This is a genomic window from Mesorhizobium sp. WSM4814, from assembly GCF_055811595.1.
Genome location: NZ_JBVVQT010000027.1, coordinates 55,319 through 70,736, shown reverse-complemented (window position 1 = coordinate 70,736; position 15,418 = coordinate 55,319). Strand labels below are relative to the sequence as shown.

Genomic DNA, 15,418 nt, shown 5'->3' with positions numbered 1-15,418 from the left:
CATAGCCATCGCCTGTGGCCCGCGGGTTCCTTCCTCGGGGACTTTCGTACGCCTGCCGGCGCCCGAAACTCTTCACGTTAGGAGAATGGCGGCTTTTGGATAGAAGTTTTCGATAGCAGACGTTCTAGACAAGAAGTTGCGTTCATTAGCGGCTCTACCCACAGCGGCTAATCAACCTATCATTGATATCCCGATCTCATGCATCCATTATGCAAGGATCGGTGGGGGGCATGACGATGGTAGATCGACTCTTTTCGCAGACTAGCGCTGCCGTCAAAGCATGACTCAAAGCACGTCTTTGTTCTCTGCCGCCGAGCCGGGACTAGGCTATATTTTCCAGTCCAGGTACGCCTTGTTGCGAATGTTTGACCTGCCCGAAGATGGCGAGGTCTACATCGAGCGAAACGACGATGTCGAGTTCGTGCAGTTCGACGGCAGTATCACTTTGGCATCCCTGAAGCATAAGGCTTCTGGAGATCGCTTGACCGATCTGTCGGTGGACTTCTGGAAATCCGTGCGGGTTTGGGTCGCTCAGTACAAGAACTCGGGGAAAGTAGCGTCGACCGCGCGGTTCATTCTATTCACTACCGCCAGCGTGTCGTCAGGCTCCTTTCTTGAACTGTTTGTCGGTACCGGTGGTTCAGCCGAACAACGTGCAAATCAAGCCGGCGAAGCTCTTTCAGCGAGTACGTCCAAGGAAATCGCCAAGGTGAAAGCCGACCTGGCTGAACTGAGTGACACCGATGCTCAAGATTTTTATTCCCGCATCACAATTTCAGCCCAGACAGCTCGAATTGATGACATTCCGGAGTTGATCAACCAGCGCCTCAGGACCACGCGGAAAGAAGACCGAGTGGCGCTGTTCAACCGGCTCGAAGGATGGTGGACAGATCTGGTTATCCGCGTCCTGACGGGCAAAGCGGGACCCGCCATCAAGGTTCAGGACGTCACTGACAAGCTCGTCATGCTCAGCGATCAGTTCAAAGCCGACAACTTGCCGATCGACTTTCGAGGGAAGAAACCCGACGAAATCGATGTGTCGAAAGACCCCCGCATGTTTGTTTCCCAGCTTCGGGCTTTGAAGTTGTCAGAGCAACGCATTCAGCATGCCATCATCGACTATTACCGAGCCTATGAGCAGCGGTCCCTATGGGCGCGTGAGCGATTGATAATAGCCAGCGAACTGGAAGACTATGAAGACCTGCTCATAGAGGAATGGGACAGGCACAAGGCCGTATTGTGTGAGAAGATAAGCGACACCAGCCACGATGACGCGTGCATTGCCGCCGGCGAAGCACTCTATCGCTGGGCGTTGGAAAATACCGGTCACCTGCGCATCCGTGAACGGGTAACGGAGCCCTATGTTGTCCGTGGTGCTTTCCAGATTCTGGCCAATGACCGGCCGTCGCCGCGGGTCCACTGGCATCCCCGTTTCCTCGAAAGCCTCGCCAGTATTCTGGGAACTGCAGCATGAAGGATTGGGGACGCAGACCAATTGAGGTCCGAAACCTGTTCAACCCCGCGTTTTGCGGGCTGATCCTTTATCGGGCATTTGTAGCGTTCCAGGAAGCCGACCCTCGCGGAATGCCTTTCTCCATGTCGTTGTTGATTTTGCCGCTGGCCCTGCAACGGCATTCGCGTGAAGTGATCCAGCGCGGCAATCGGAATTATCTGCTTCGAGTGATGGCAGATCACCCAGAACTACGGATTGGCTTTGCCCAACGGTGCACGGAGATGTTGCCCTTCACGCTCGAGGCGCTTGGTGTCCTCCACAGCGTTGGCACGTTAAGCGTTTCAGATGAAGGCCGACTGATTACCAAGCCAGAAGGTGTCAAGAAAACGGTGAGCGGTACAGATGAGTCTAAGCAGGCCCAACGCGTCGCTACCTTCATCGGCAAGGAATTCGCGAGCATAGGCCGCAGCAGCACTGTCTACACAACGATGGGGATAAGGCCTTGAAGATCAAGTCGCTTCATATCTACAGCGATGATGGTCGCCGTCGCGACGTCACTTTCCACGATGGGCTGAACATCCTCACCGGCCGCTCATCGACTGGTAAGTCCGCACTTTCAGAAATCATTGAGTTCTGCATGGGCAGATCCACGTTCAACGTCCCAGAAGGCGTAATCAGGGACAAGGTGAGGTGGTATGCCGTCATTTACCGTTTCCTCGGTCAGGAAGTTCTGATCGCCAAGCCAGCGCCCGGTCCGGGCGCGCTGTCATCAAGCAGCGTTATGGTCTGGCGCGGGGCTGAGGTAAACGCGCCCGCCTTCGACGAGCTCATCGTCAATGACAACGATGATGGCGTAGTTGCGCTTCTATCGTCACTGCTCGGTATTCCTGAGAACACCACGGACGTGCCTCTCGAGAGCAGCCGTGAGAGCTACGACGCCAACATCAAGCACACCTACTATTACCTGTTTCAGAAGCAGGGGATTGTCGCGAACAAGGATCAGCTGTTCTACCGCCAGAACGAGGACCACCAACCGCAGACTATCAAGGACACTTTGCCCATCCTGCTGGGCGTGTCCGGTCGCGACAAGTTCACGCTACAAACCAAATTGCGCACGGCGAACCGTGACCTGCGCCTCAACGCAAAGCTCGTCGCACAGGCGCAGGATGCCATCGACAATTCGGAACAGCGGGCAATCGGCCTACTATCCGAAGCCCGCGCAGTCGGCATAGCCATCCGGGCCGACAGTGGCACGGATGTCGTTGACCTCTTGCGTCAGGCCATGGACTGGCAGCCTCAGTCAATACCTGATGAGGACGGCGATCGCTTGTCGATCATCGAAAGCGAACTATCGGACATTCGAGAACGCCGTCGCGAAGCCCAGCGACAGATTGAAAGCGCTCAGCACTTCGCCCGGCAAGCCAACGGCTTTGAGGGAGAGGTTGTCGAACAACGCGACCGCTTGGCTTCGATCAAAGCGCTGCCATTCAACAAGGCCACCGGTGACTGGCAATGGCCATTCGCACCAGCAAACCTGGGGCTAGAGACACCTATCGCGACGGCAATGCTGGCGGAATTGGCGAATCTTGACCGGGAACTCGAAGCGGTTACCGGTGAGAGGCCAGCCCTTGAGGCCTACCTTGCGGCGCAACACAGGGACGTCACGGCGCTGTCCGATCAGATTCGAACCAAGGAACTTGAACTGTCTTCGGCAATCGCCAGCAATGAAGTCATTGCCCAAATGAGTAGCCGAAACAATGCCGCCGCACGTGTCGTCGGTCGCATCAGTCTTTTTCTTGAGAACCTCGCAACAGACGAGGAGCTTGAGCGGCTACTCGTCGAGCAGCGTCGATTGAAGGCGGTCATCGCGGACATCGAAGGCCGTCTTGGAGCTGACGACAGTGAGTCCCGCCTGGTGGCAACGCTATCCAATATCGCCATGCATATGTCGTCCTACATCAAGGACCTGAGCGGCGAGTTCAATGAATTCCCCGCCAGACTGGACCTTCATAACTTGACGGTGGTGATCGACCGGCCTGGCCGGCCCGTCTACATGAACAAGTCGGGAGGTGGAGCCAGCCACCTTGCTTACCATCTCGCCGCTTTGCTTTCGCTTCATCGGTTCGCTGCCGACTATCAGCAACCGATACCTCGGTTCATGGTCATTGACCAACCAACCCAGGTCTATTTCCCTTCCGAGAGTGCGTACAAGGCGGTAGGGGGATCGGTTGAGCAAACTGAGCAGCAGCAGGACGCAGATCTGAACGCCGTTCGCCGCCTTTTTGAAGTGCTTTATAAGTACGCTACAAAAGATGTGCCGGGCTTTCAGTTGATCGTAACGGAGCATGCCAATCTCAGGGATGGCTGGTTCCAAGATGCTCTTGTTGAGAATCCATGGACGAAGCCGCCTGCGCTGGTTCCGGACGACTGGCCGGAAATGCCTCTCGACTAGCCGCGAGTCTTTGACCGCGCCGCTGTCGGCTATCATCTGGCCTGAAGACCCATCGTCATGGTGGTAATTTGTCGCTCTCAGCCCATTGGGCCTTTCGGTTTGCTGGAGTTAAGTGCGAAAAAACCGAGCTGACTCTCGCAAACTGCTTCCTGTGCAGGACAAGCGACACTTGGCCAGCGGTCCGTTGCAGTTACAACACGAACGGGGGCGAGAAACTGATGACCGCTGGGGAAATGATGAACAGTGATCTGGCAGCTTTGATCCGACGAAACGTGGAATCCATGGCGTTTCCGCCATCGGAAAGGGAAACGGTCACCTATGCAGAGGTGAGCGCGATGCCGCGCGTAATTGTTTCCCGGCCGGCTGCGGAGGATCTTCTGGCTGCAAGCTTTGTGCACTACGACTGTCATCGCAATTGCGGTGACCAAGCAGTCAATGATCCGAGCGGCAAAAGTATGCACGTATCTGGATGGCTTCCTTATGGAGAAGACCTGATCCTTCACTCGGTCTCCGTTATTGGAAACCAGTGGATTTGCCTGACGCCGCAGTTGGTGCCTGCGCCGAACAGGTTTGAGTTTATTCCAGACCCTCATCTCGAGTGGCGCGACACAGATGGAGGCCCAACCCGGACAGCATTCCGTCATGGGAATGAAGTGCCGGAAGCACTTCGCAGGGACCCGAGCCGTCATATCCGCATGCGGGATGAACTCCAGGCTCTTGTCGCAAGGGGACATTCGGTGATCGATGCCAGAGATCTCATTGCGACGTCCGTTCTTGGGAGATCGAGCCTCGGTTCGGAATGACCGGAATTCAGGCGCAGTCCCGACGTCCAGATGGCGAACCGCCGGCCCGGCCCGAGAACTCCCAACAGCGCGCTTGAGATCACCCGCGCGCGGCTCTACTGGTCCGAAAACCTCACGCTCACACCGCGCTGCCGAAAATAGGCCTGCATCAACTTGCGGCCCGAGCGGTTGTTCTGCGCCAACTTGGTCGGATCGAACACCGCCTGTTTTATCCCTTCTCGTGTCAGCGCCGCTTTAAGCGTCGCGATATGTGCGTCGATGTCGGCATTGTCCGCCCGCAGCGAGGCATAGATATTTCGGTTGCCTGGGCCACGGTCGGTTCGCTCACAGATGTCGTCCTTTGGTTGATTGAGCGGCGGCTTACCACAGTTTTGCGGCGCCGCCGATACCGATGAGACCGTCAATCGTCTCTACCGGCATAGCAGGTTCCTGGCGCGACCCGACACCCAGTTGGTCGCTGGAGATATCTGCTTTCTGGCAACCGCAAAATTGGTCTCTAGGTCCAAGTCGCTGCGCTAGCCGCCCGCTCCGCTTCCCCACGGGCCATGGAATGCACCCGGCCCGTCGATCCGTTCGAAGCCGTGCGCGCCGAAGAAATCGCGTTGCGCCTGGATCAGGTTCGAGGTGCCGCGGCCTTGGCGGTAGCTGTCGAAATAGGCAAGCGCCGACGACAGCGCCGGCACCGGCGAGCCGGCTTCCGACGCCCTTGCCACGATGCGCCGCAGCGATGGATGCGTTTCCTGCATCATCGCGATGAAGGCCGGTGCCATCAAAAGATTGGTGGCCGCCCCGCCGGTGCCGAAGGCTTCCGCCATCGTGTCCAGCAATTGCGAGCGGATGATGCAGCCTGCCCGCCAGATCTTGGCGATGGTCGGCATCGGCAGGTTCCAGTTGAATTCCTTCGATGCGCCGCTCATCACCGCAAAGCCTTGCGCATAGGCTGATATCTTGCCGGCGAACAGCGCCAGTTCGAGATCGCCAAGAAGCGCGTCCTTGTCTCCGGAAATGGTGGTCACGCCGCCTTTGCCATAGGCGTTTTCGGCGGCCAGCCGCTCGTCCTTGATCGACGACAGCACGCGCGCCGCCACCGCGGCCTCGATCGCGGTGGCCGGAATGCCGAGCTGCTGCGCCTCGATGACCGACCATTTGCCGGTGCCCTTCTGGCCTGCGCGGTCGAGGATGATATCGACCACCGGCTTGCCTGTCTTCGGATCGTCGGCGTCCAGCACCTTGGCGGTGATCTCGATCAGGTAGGAGTTGAGCCGGCCCTTGTTCCAGCCGGCAAACACCTGTGCGATCTCCTTCGGCCCCATGCCTAACCCGTCGCGCAAGATGCCGTAGATCTCGGCGATCATCTGCATGTCGGCATATTCGATGCCGTTATGGATGGTCTTGACGAAGTGCCCCGCGCCATCGGTGCCAAGCCATGCCGCACAGGGTTCATCCCTGAACTTGGCAGAAATGGCGGTCAGCACCTTTTCGACGCGTTTCCAGGACTCTTCGGTGCCGCCGACCATGATCGACGGTCCATGGCGCGCGCCCTCCTCGCCGCCGGACACGCCCATGCCGATGAAGGTGAGACCCGAATCGGAAAGCTCGGAGAAGCGCCGCATCGTGTCGCGGAAATTGGCATTGCCGGCATCGATGACGATGTCGTTGGCCGACAGCGCGCCGCGCAGTGCCGCGATCTGCTCGTCGACCGGCTTGCCGGCCAGCACCATGATGATGATCGGTCGCGGCGGCCGGATGGCGGCGGCGAGTTCCTCCAGGCTGTAGCAGGGCACGACCATATCCCTGAGCGTCCCGGCATTCTCGATGAAGGCGTCGGTGCGTGCCGCGGTGCGGTTGAAAACGGCTATGCGGTGCCCCTTCTCGGCGATGTTGAGCGCCAGGTTGGAGCCCATCGTGCCGAGGCCGATCAGACCGATTTCGGCTTTTTCCATCGTTTCTTCCCTGCTTTCGGATCTTTTGTTGAGGCGCGATTTGTAGCGGTGCCCATTTTTCTTGGGATGCCATTCTTGTCGAGATGCCAATCTTGCCGAAATGCCAATCTTGCCGAAATGAATGACGGGCCTTCAAGGCCGCGTCAACCGCCTCGCCGAAATGTGTTGCGCAGACTGCCGGCTGGTCCTCACCGCCTGATATCGATCGGCGCCTCTATCTTCACGATCTCGAAATCCGAGACGAGAATATCGAGCCGCGCCGTCCATCGGCCCGGGATCGGGACGACGAGATCGTCGACACGCCAAGTACCATCGGCGCGCTTTGTCGCCGCGCGTTTGATCGGTTCGATCGCGGCATCGGGTTTTGACAGCACCAGCGTCACTTGTTCAGCGTCGAGCGGGCCGAAATCGCCGGTCATGATGACGATCGAGGCGGCAACCGGTCCAACATGGCCGGGTGTGATGCTGAGGTCGGCCATCGCCTTCGGCGTGTGGATATGCACCGACGCCGGCTGCGCTGCTGCGATCGCCAGGGCGCGTGGCGGCGGCGTGAAGCGCCAGCCGGCGGCAACGCCGAATATCGCCAGAACGATTAGCATCTCAATGCCGATCGAGCGGACCAGCCTCTTCTGTACTTTCGTCTCTCCCGCTTCCGCCGGACCGGTCAGCTTCCAGCGGTTGATGGCGGCCAGAATGAACAGAAACAACAGCAGCGCCAGCTTGACCAGCAGCAGCCGGCCATAGGCGGTCTCGAGCACAGCTGTGGGCGCCTGCACCTGGATGACGGCCAGCACGAAGCCAGTGGCCGCAAGCACGGCCACGACGGGCAGGATCGCCTGGGAAAACCGATGCAGGAAAGGCGCGGCCTCGGCCGGCTTCCGCCTGATAGTGAGACCGAGCGGCGCCAGCGCCCCGGCCCAGAATGCAATGCCGGCGCCGTGCAGAAACACCATCGGCCTTGTCAGCCATTGCGGTTCGGCGGCACTTGCATGTCCGCTGGCGGCGAGGGCGGCACCGACACCGGCCAGGCCGACCAGGGCAAACAGCTTTGCGCCGCCGCGCGGCCCAACCAGCGACAGCAGGCCAAGCCCGAGCGCCACCAGCGCGACCAGCACCGTCCAGCCGAAGCTGGTGGCGAGCCCGGCCTGCCAGACGCCTGGCTGCGCCAGCCGGGCGAGCGGTGCGCCGAGCGCGTCCAGTCCCTGCAAGCCGAGCGACAACGGCGCCGCGACGAGGCCGCACAGGATCGCGGCGATGACGAAGCGCCGGCCGGAACGCCCGCCCTTCGCCAGCCAGGCGATGGCAAAGGCGCCGCCGACGCCGAGAAACAGGCCGACATAGAGAAAGACCTTGCCGATCCAGATCGCCGACCTCAGACCCCGGTCGACAGCTTCGGCGACGGCCGGCGCCGCACTCGGCGCGCCGATCGAAAACAGCACCGAGCCGCCGACCGGATGGCCATCGGCGGAGATCACCCGCCAGCTCAGCACATGCGTGCCGGATCCGAGCCGTTGCGGATTGTCGATGTCGAGCGTCTGGCCATTGAGCCGAAAGGATGTCAGCGGAACCGGCGTTCCATCGGGCCGCACCAAGGTCAGCATCAGCGGTGACACCGGCTCGCTGAAGGTCAGCGAGAACTGCGCCGGGCTCTGCGCCAGCACGGCGCCGTCCGTCGGCTCGGTTGTGACCAGCGCCGCGTGGGCGAAGGCCTGACCTGGCGCGGCAATGGCGGCAAGCAGCACGATCGCAGCCAGCAGGCAGATCGCAAATCGGCCGGTTGCGCAGACCGTTCGCAGCAGGGATGCAGCACTCATGTCACGGCACAAAACAGCGGCGCACTTTTTCGAACAAGGCGCGCCGCCAAATAATCATTGCTTCGGCGCAAGCTTGAGGCCGGGCGCCGGATATTCCAGCGCGTCCGCATCCTGGCCGGCCGCTGGTATCTCGATCCAACGTTCGGCGGCGCCGTCGCATTCCTGCACCACCGGGAAGTAGAGCGTTTGGCCGGCCGGCAGATCCGCCGCCAGTGTGCCGCGGAAGACGAATTCGTCGTAGAATTCGTCCGGCAGGCTGCCGCCGCTCCAATTCACTTCCTTGACGCCGCTGGACACCTCTTGACCATGGAGCTGATAGGATTTCTCATATCTGCCGTTCTTGACCTGCAGCGTCCAGCCGGCCTTCGGCATCGGCTTCACTGAAATCACTCCCTCCGGGATCTGCACGCGCACGGCGGTCGTCGCCTTGCCTTCACAGCCATGCGGCACGCGCAGGACGGCCTTGTAGGTCGAACCGACTGCCGCCTCCTGCGCTTCCAGCGTAATGTGGGCAAAGGCAGCACTTGTCCCCAGGACGAAAAACACGCCGGCCGACAGAAGATAATTGTTCATGATGGTTCCTCGAGTTTGAATTGAGCGGATCTGGCCGGATCAATTGGCATGGTCGTGCATGCCGCCCGTTTCGCCCATGCCTTCCACCGTGAACTCGACGGCGACCGTGCCGGCCTTCTCGAAAGTCAGCGTGGCGGGAAACGTCTCGCCCTGCTTGGGCTGACGCTTGAGGCCGACAAACATCAAATGATAACTGCCGGGCGCCAGCGCGACCTTGCCGCCGGCCAGGATTTCGAGGCCGCTGACCGGCCGCATCGTCATGACGCCGTCCTTGACGCCCATCTCATGCAATTCGGCCTTGGCCGAAATTTCCGAGGAGATCGACAGCAGCCGATCCGGCGAACTGCCGGTGTTGGTCACGGTGAAGTAGCCGCCGGCCACTTTGGCGCCAGGCGGTGTGGCGCGCGACCAGGGATGCACGATCTCGAGGTCGCCAGCCCTGAACTCATGCGCGAAAACGGCCTGGGCGCTGACGAACAGCAGGGCGAGGACGAGTACGGTGACGCCGAGTCGCTCCTCGAAGCTGCGCAGGAAGCGGCTGTTGCGGCCGAGCCGCGCGCGAAAAGTGTGAGACATGATAGCTCCATAGCTCCAGGAACTGAGAAATCGCGCCGTCGGCCGGTCGCGAACAGTTTCGATGTTGAACGAATTCGCCGGCGAAAAATTCCGCAAGGCGAACTGGGACGGATCAGGCCGTCACCGGAGGCGCGCGCGGATTCGACGGAGGGCGGTCGCGGGCAAAGTCGAGATGCCTGAACGCCGGCAGCTTAAACGCAACGGTTTCGACGGAAAAATTGCCGGGCAGCGTGGCGGCGGCGGGCGGCGGCACGTAGACAGCCGAGGCCATGCCGCAGCCGAGCACGCAGCAGGCTGGCATGTGCTGCTGGTGCGGATCGCCGCTTGGAAGCTGGGCCGCGCCCTGCTGGGTGCAGATGACGTTGCCGAAAGCGTCGCGTTGCGAAGCATCCGGCCCGATGCCGAAGGCGAATGCGCCAAGCACCGACTGGAGCACGAGCAAATAGGCCGCGGCGAATGTCGCCGGCATGCTCCATCGTCTCTGCCGGATGTTCAAAGACCTGCCTCCTCACGCAGCAACGGCAAGATATCTAGCACGCGGCCGGCGGTCGGAAAATCGCCAAATCACCACTGCGGCAACGCGGCGCTTTAATGCATGTCGCGCAAAAGCATGCCCTCGGGCCCTGACCCGAGGGTGTGCAGCGGTTTTGCGATAACGACATGCATAAAACAACAACCTAAAGCTCGCTACGCTTGCTGGCCTTCTGGAATCGACGTCAGCAGCGTGTGCCGCGCGGACTTCAGATGCTTGCGGCAGGCGGCGTCGACCTTGCCGAGATCGCGCGATTTGAGCGCCGCGATATAGGCCAGGTGTTCCGCGACCGCCACTTCGTTGCGCTCCCGCTCCTGCGCCTTGTTCCACTGATAGTGGTAGTGGAAGATCATGGCGATGACGTCGTAGAAATCGACGATGAAGCGATTATGCGACGCGCGGTGGATCAGCCGGTGAAAGCGCTCGTCGAGTTCCGAGAATTCGTTGAAGCGCGTGGCGATCTCGCGCGCCAGCAGGCGATGCTCGTCCTCCAGCAGGTCGAGGTCGGCCCACACCGGGCTGTCTTCCGGCAGGGCGGCGAAGGCGGCGGCCGAGCGCAGTTCGAACATCTCGCGGATTTCGGTCAGTTCCAGCGCGAAAGCGCGGGTAAAGCCTTTCAGCACCCAATGGCTGTTGCGGCGCTTCTCGATCAGCCCGAAGCGGGAAAAGCGGATCAGGAACTCGCGCACGCTGGTGGTGCCAACGCCGATCTCGCGCGCCAGCTCGAGTTCGTTGATCTGCATGCCGGGTTCAGCACCGCCGGCAAGCAGCCGCCGCATGAAGGAGCGCTCGATGATCTGCGAGAGCGTGTCGGTTTCTTCTTCGGGAAAAAAGTCGTCCGGCCGCGGCACGCGCAAAACCGTCTTGCTGCGTTTGTTCCAGGCGATCAGCCCGGTCTCTTCCATGCGCGCAAGGATGGTGCGGATCGTCGTGCGGCTGACGCCAAGCAGGGTGCCCAGCTCGGGCTCCGACGGCAGGCTTTTCGTTTCGTCGAGCAGCCGCAAACCGCGATTGTAGGCGTCCTTGTAGACGTTGTTGCTCTTCGACATCCCCTGCCCCGTTGCGCGCCGGCGCTTGCGGCGGCCGGCTTGAAGCGCGATATGCAGATGCTTCTGGCGCAGGCTCCCGGGAAGCGGAATCGCTTTTCGGAAGTCAGGCCTGGTTCCAGTGTCCGGTCCTCTGCGCATTCACGAGAACGCGCGGCTTCGTCACGAAAAAACAATTGACGCAAAACTGTTTTTTCACGATAAAAGACATTAACTGTTAACAGGCGCGTGTCAATCGCTTGCCGATCCCAGGAACACCCAGGAAACTGCCCGTGAACACCGCAAACAGCATTCTTCTGTCCCCCGCCGACAATGTCGCGGTCGCCAACGGCCGCATCGAGATCGGCGCGGTGCTGCCGGGCGGCGCCGTTGCCACGGCGCTGATCGAACCCGGCCACAAGGTGGCGATCAGGCCGATTGCCGCCGGCGAGGCCGTGGTCAAATACGCCCAGGCGATTGGCCGCGCCACTGAAGCCATTGCGCCCGGCGAGCATGTCCATTCGCACAATCTGGTCTTCGAATCCGGGCGTTTGCCGGTGGTGCCGCCGAGCGAGGCCGTGCACGCCACAGAGGCCGATCGCGCCCGCACCTTCATGGGCTACCGCCGCGCCGACGGCCGTGCCGGCACGCGCAACTTCATCGGCGTTCTCGCCAGCGTCAATTGCTCGGCCACCGTTTGCCACGCCATCGCCGACGAGGCGAACCGGACGCTGCTGCCCAGATATCCGGGGATCGACGGCTTCGTTCCCATCGTTCACGGCCAGGGCTGCGGCATGAGCGCCACCGGCGACGGCATGATGGTGCTGCACCGCACGCTTGCCGGCTATGCCCGTCACCCGAATTTTGGCGGTGTGCTGATGGTCGGTCTCGGCTGCGAGGTCAACCAGCTCACCCTCTATGGCCAGAAGGGCGTCGCCGCGGGAAAGCGCCATTTCAACATCCAGGAAGCCGGCGGCTCGCGCAAATCTGTCGAGAAGGCGTTGGTCGTGCTGGCCGAGATAGCAGAGGAGGTCGGCAAGCTTGAGCGTGAGCCGATCCCGGTCAGCGAGATCGTCGTCGGCCTGCAATGCGGCGGCTCCGACGGCATGTCCGGTATCACCGCCAATCCGGCGCTGGGCGCCGCCGTCGACATCCTGGCCGGCGTCGGCGGCATCGGCATCCTTTCCGAGACGACGGAAATCTACGGCGCCGAGCATCTTCTGGCCTATCGCGCGGCGACCCCGGAGATCGCCGCCAAGCTCGATGGCTATGTAAAATGGTGGGAAGACCATGTTGCCAAGCATGGCGCCTCCATCGACAACAATCCGTCGCCAGGCAACAAGCGCGGCGGCCTGACCACCATTTTGGAGAAGTCGCTTGGCGCGGTCGCCAAGGGCGGCCAGACGCCGCTCAACGGCGTCTTTGGCTACGCCGAGAAGGTCGGCGGCCACGGCTTGGTGTTCATGGACACGCCCGGCTACGACCCGGTTTCCGCCACCGGCCAGGTGGCAGGCGGCGCCAACGTCATCGTCTTCACCACCGGCCGCGGTTCCTGCTTCGGCTGCCGGCCGACACCGTCGATCAAGGTCGCCAGCAACTCGACCATGTACCATACGATGGAAGAGGACATGGACGTGAATTGCGGCGTCATCGCCTCGGGCGAAAAGACCATTGCCGGCATGGGCCGCGAGATTTTCGAGCTGATCGTCGAGACGGCTTCCGGCCGCAAGACCAAGAGCGAGGAGTTCGGCTACGGCGACAACGAGTTCGTGCCGTGGCACCTCGGCGCGACCCTCTAGACCAGCCATTAACTGATTTAAGACATGGACGGGCCGGCAAATGGCCGGTGGGAGGCTTTGCATGAAGAAACGCCGTGTCGGCAGCACCGCGCTCGAAATAACCGAGGTCAGCTTCGGCGGCGCGGCGATCGGCGGGCTCTACCGAGCCTGTCCACGCGACACGGCGATGCAGACGCTTCAGGTCGGCTGGGATGCTGGCTTGCGCTATTTCGATACCGCGCCGTTCTACGGCTTCGGCCTTTCGGAACGCCGCTTCGGCGATTTCCTGCGCGACAAGCCGCGGGACTCCTACGTGCTGTCGACCAAGGTCGGGCGCCTGTTGCGGCCGGTGCCGGAAGACCGGATTCCGGACCATTCCTATGTCGATCCGCTGCCCTTTGCGCCCGATTACGACTACTCCTACGACGGCATCATGCGCTCGGTCGAGTTCAGCTATGCGCGGCTTGGCCTCAATCGAATCGACGTCCTGTTCGTTCACGACGTCGGTGTCTATACGCATGGCGTCGAGAAAACGAAGCTGCATTTCCGCCAGTTGATGGATGGCGGGCTGAAGGCGCTGGAAGAGCTGAAGTCGTCCCGGGTCATTTCCGCCTACGGCCTTGGCGTCAACGAGGTTCAGATCTGTCTCGATGTGCTGCGCCAGGCGCCGCTCGACTGCATCCTGCTCGCCAGCCGCTATTCGTTGCTCGACCGCACCGCCGAAGCCGAATTGCTGCCGCTTTGCCGGCAACGGCAGACCTCGCTGATCATCGGTGGCGTCTTCAACTCGGGCATCCTGGCGACCGGCCCGGTGCCGGGTGCGCATTTCGACTACCTGCCGGCCACCCAGGACATTCTCGACCGCGTCGGCGCCATGGAAAAAATCGCCGCCGAGGGCGGCTATCCGCTTGCCGCGGCGGCATTCCAGTTCCCGCTGCACGAGCCTGTGGTGGCTTCTGTGCTGACGGGCACCGCCAAGCCGGCCAATCTGGAACGAAATCTGCAACTGCTCGACATCCAGGTGCCCGAAACAGCATTCGCCAAATATGATCCCTACACGGTCGTTCAGAAGCTCGGCTGATGCGCTGCGGCCTTCGCCGGTTGAACGGCGGACGGTGCGATCAGGAGGCGCCCCACCTTACGCCTCAAAAAAGAACGAATATTCCATCTTGACTGGCAGATGGAATTAATATTCCATGCCGTTTCGGGGAGGGGTTTGGCAATGAGGATCGGCACTCCCTTCCGGTCGAGGCATACGCAGGACGATATGAAACACCGCTTGCGTCGACCGGACCGATGCACTATCAAAATGCGGTAAATGTTTTTTATTGATAAAGTTCCGTTTGGCCAGCGCCTATCCAAACCGAGCTTCCGCTACGTTCACCGGGCGACCTAGGGAGGAAGTCTAAATGAAATTCGTGACCAGCATTCTCAACCGCCGCGTATTCGTGGCGCTCGCCGCCGCCTCGATGCTTGCCGGCGTGATGCATTCGGCGCCGGCTTCGGCGGCGGACGTAACCATTCCGATCATCGTCAAGGACACCACCTCTTTCTACTGGCAGATCGTGCTGGCCGGCGCCCGCAAGGCCGGCAAGGACCTCGGCGTCAACGTGCCGGAACTCGGCGCCCAGGCGGAGACCGACGTCAACGGCCAGATCTCGATCCTTGAAAACGCCGTCGCCGGCAACCCGGCTGCCGTGGTCATCGCACCGACCGAGGCCAAGGCGCTCGGCAAGCCGATCGACGAGGCAGCCACCAACGTCAAGATCATCGGCATCGATTCCGGCGCCGACTCCAAGGCCTTCACCTCGTTCCTGACCACCGACAATATCCAGGGCGGCCGCGTCGCCGCTGACGGGCTGGCGGCCGCGATCGGCGAAGCCAATGGCGGCAAAATCGAGGGCGACGTCGCCCTGATCACCGCGCTTCCGGGTGCAGGCTCGCTCGAGCAGCGCGCCCAGGGCTTCAAGGAACAGCTTGCCGCCAAATATCCCGGCCTCAAGCTCATTGCCGACAAATACGCCGACGGCCAGGCCACCACCGGCCTCAACATCGCAACCGACCTGATCACCGCCAACCCGAACCTCAAGGGCATCTTCGCCTCCAACCTGATCATGGCGCAGGGCGTCGGTCAGGCGATCGCCGAGAACAGCCTTGCCGGCAAGGTCGGGCTGATCGGTTTCGACAGCGACGAGAAGCTGGTCAAGTTCCTCAATGACGGCGTCATTTCCGGCCTCGTCGTCCAAGATCCGTACCGGATGGGCTATGACGGCATCAAGACGGCGCTCGCTGCCTCGAAGGGCGAGAAGGTAGAGGCCAATGTCGATACCGGCGCCAACCTCGTCACCAAGGCTAACATGAAAGATCCGAAGATCGACGCGCTGCTCAATCCGAAGCTCGACTGAGCACCGGCATTGGCGCACCGTTTCCGGGGCTTTTTGCCCCGGAAACGACCTACACGCGTGCCAC

13 protein-coding genes and 1 pseudogene are annotated in these 15,418 nt (G+C 61.2%); 7 read left to right on the top strand and 7 right to left on the bottom strand.

Translation table 11 applies throughout. From position 1 onward, the window contains the following. Positions 1-361 precede the first annotated feature (361 nt). The 4 genes from AC0L2V_RS28310 to AC0L2V_RS28295 all read left to right on the top strand — a co-directional run bounded on the left by AC0L2V_RS28310 (position 362) and on the right by AC0L2V_RS28295 (position 4,708). Positions 362-1,474, top strand: coding sequence for an ABC-three component system protein (locus AC0L2V_RS28310; protein WP_473521803.1), 1,113 nt, complete (start codon positions 362-364; stop codon positions 1,472-1,474). Then, entirely contained in the window at positions 1,471-1,959 is a 489-nt protein-coding gene (locus tag AC0L2V_RS28305) for a three component ABC system middle component (protein WP_473521802.1), read from the top strand. Before AC0L2V_RS28310 ends, AC0L2V_RS28305 begins: the two co-directional genes overlap by 4 nt. Continuing rightward, complete coding sequence (locus tag AC0L2V_RS28300) at positions 1,956-3,905, top strand: DUF3732 domain-containing protein (protein WP_473521801.1); 1,950 nt, start codon at positions 1,956-1,958, stop codon at positions 3,903-3,905. The genes AC0L2V_RS28305 and AC0L2V_RS28300 overlap by 4 nt, the downstream gene beginning before the upstream one ends. A gap of 218 nt (positions 3,906-4,123) precedes the next feature. Beyond that, positions 4,124-4,708, top strand: coding sequence for a hypothetical protein (locus AC0L2V_RS28295; protein WP_473521800.1), 585 nt, complete (start codon positions 4,124-4,126; stop codon positions 4,706-4,708). A 95-nt stretch (positions 4,709-4,803) separates the two neighbouring features. Here the strand turns inward: AC0L2V_RS28295 and AC0L2V_RS28290 are convergent. From AC0L2V_RS28290 to AC0L2V_RS28260, 7 genes and pseudogenes are all read right to left on the bottom strand, one after another. Continuing rightward, a pseudogene (locus AC0L2V_RS28290) lies at positions 4,804-5,036 on the bottom strand (hypothetical protein). A gap of 187 nt (positions 5,037-5,223) precedes the next feature. Then, complete coding sequence (gndA, locus tag AC0L2V_RS28285; protein ID WP_473521799.1) at positions 5,224-6,651, bottom strand: NADP-dependent phosphogluconate dehydrogenase; 1,428 nt, start codon at positions 6,649-6,651, stop codon at positions 5,224-5,226. A 188-nt stretch (positions 6,652-6,839) separates the two neighbouring features. Next, on the bottom strand, positions 6,840-8,465 hold the full coding sequence (locus AC0L2V_RS28280; protein ID WP_473521798.1) for a copper resistance CopC/CopD family protein: 1,626 nt from the start codon (positions 8,463-8,465) through the stop codon (positions 6,840-6,842). Positions 8,466-8,519: 54 nt separating this feature from the next. Beyond that, positions 8,520-9,038, bottom strand: coding sequence for a YcnI family copper-binding membrane protein (locus AC0L2V_RS28275; RefSeq protein ID WP_473521797.1), 519 nt, complete (start codon positions 9,036-9,038; stop codon positions 8,520-8,522). 39 nt (positions 9,039-9,077) lie between these two features. Beyond that, positions 9,078-9,614, bottom strand: a complete 537-nt coding sequence (locus AC0L2V_RS28270) for a copper chaperone PCu(A)C (protein WP_473521796.1) — start codon at positions 9,612-9,614, stop codon at positions 9,078-9,080. A gap of 112 nt (positions 9,615-9,726) precedes the next feature. Next, the gene (locus AC0L2V_RS28265) at positions 9,727-10,083 is read right to left on the bottom strand and encodes a DUF2946 family protein (protein WP_473521795.1); all 357 of its coding nucleotides are present in this window, start codon (positions 10,081-10,083) and stop codon (positions 9,727-9,729) included. Between the two features lie 218 nt (positions 10,084-10,301). Further along, positions 10,302-11,195, bottom strand: a complete 894-nt coding sequence (locus AC0L2V_RS28260) for a GntR family transcriptional regulator (RefSeq protein WP_287054361.1) — start codon at positions 11,193-11,195, stop codon at positions 10,302-10,304. A 269-nt stretch (positions 11,196-11,464) separates the two neighbouring features. Between AC0L2V_RS28260 and AC0L2V_RS28255 the strand changes: the two genes are divergently transcribed. The 3 genes from AC0L2V_RS28255 to AC0L2V_RS28245 all read left to right on the top strand — a co-directional run bounded on the left by AC0L2V_RS28255 (position 11,465) and on the right by AC0L2V_RS28245 (position 15,354). Then, entirely contained in the window at positions 11,465-12,970 is a 1,506-nt protein-coding gene (locus AC0L2V_RS28255) for a UxaA family hydrolase (RefSeq protein WP_473521794.1), read from the top strand. A 61-nt stretch (positions 12,971-13,031) separates the two neighbouring features. Next, positions 13,032-14,030: an aldo/keto reductase gene (locus tag AC0L2V_RS28250; RefSeq protein WP_473521793.1), complete on the top strand. Its 999-nt coding sequence runs from the start codon at positions 13,032-13,034 to the stop codon at positions 14,028-14,030. A gap of 328 nt (positions 14,031-14,358) precedes the next feature. Continuing rightward, entirely contained in the window at positions 14,359-15,354 is a 996-nt protein-coding gene (locus AC0L2V_RS28245) for an ABC transporter substrate-binding protein (RefSeq protein ID WP_023797365.1), read from the top strand. The last annotated feature ends 64 nt before the right edge of the window (positions 15,355-15,418 follow it).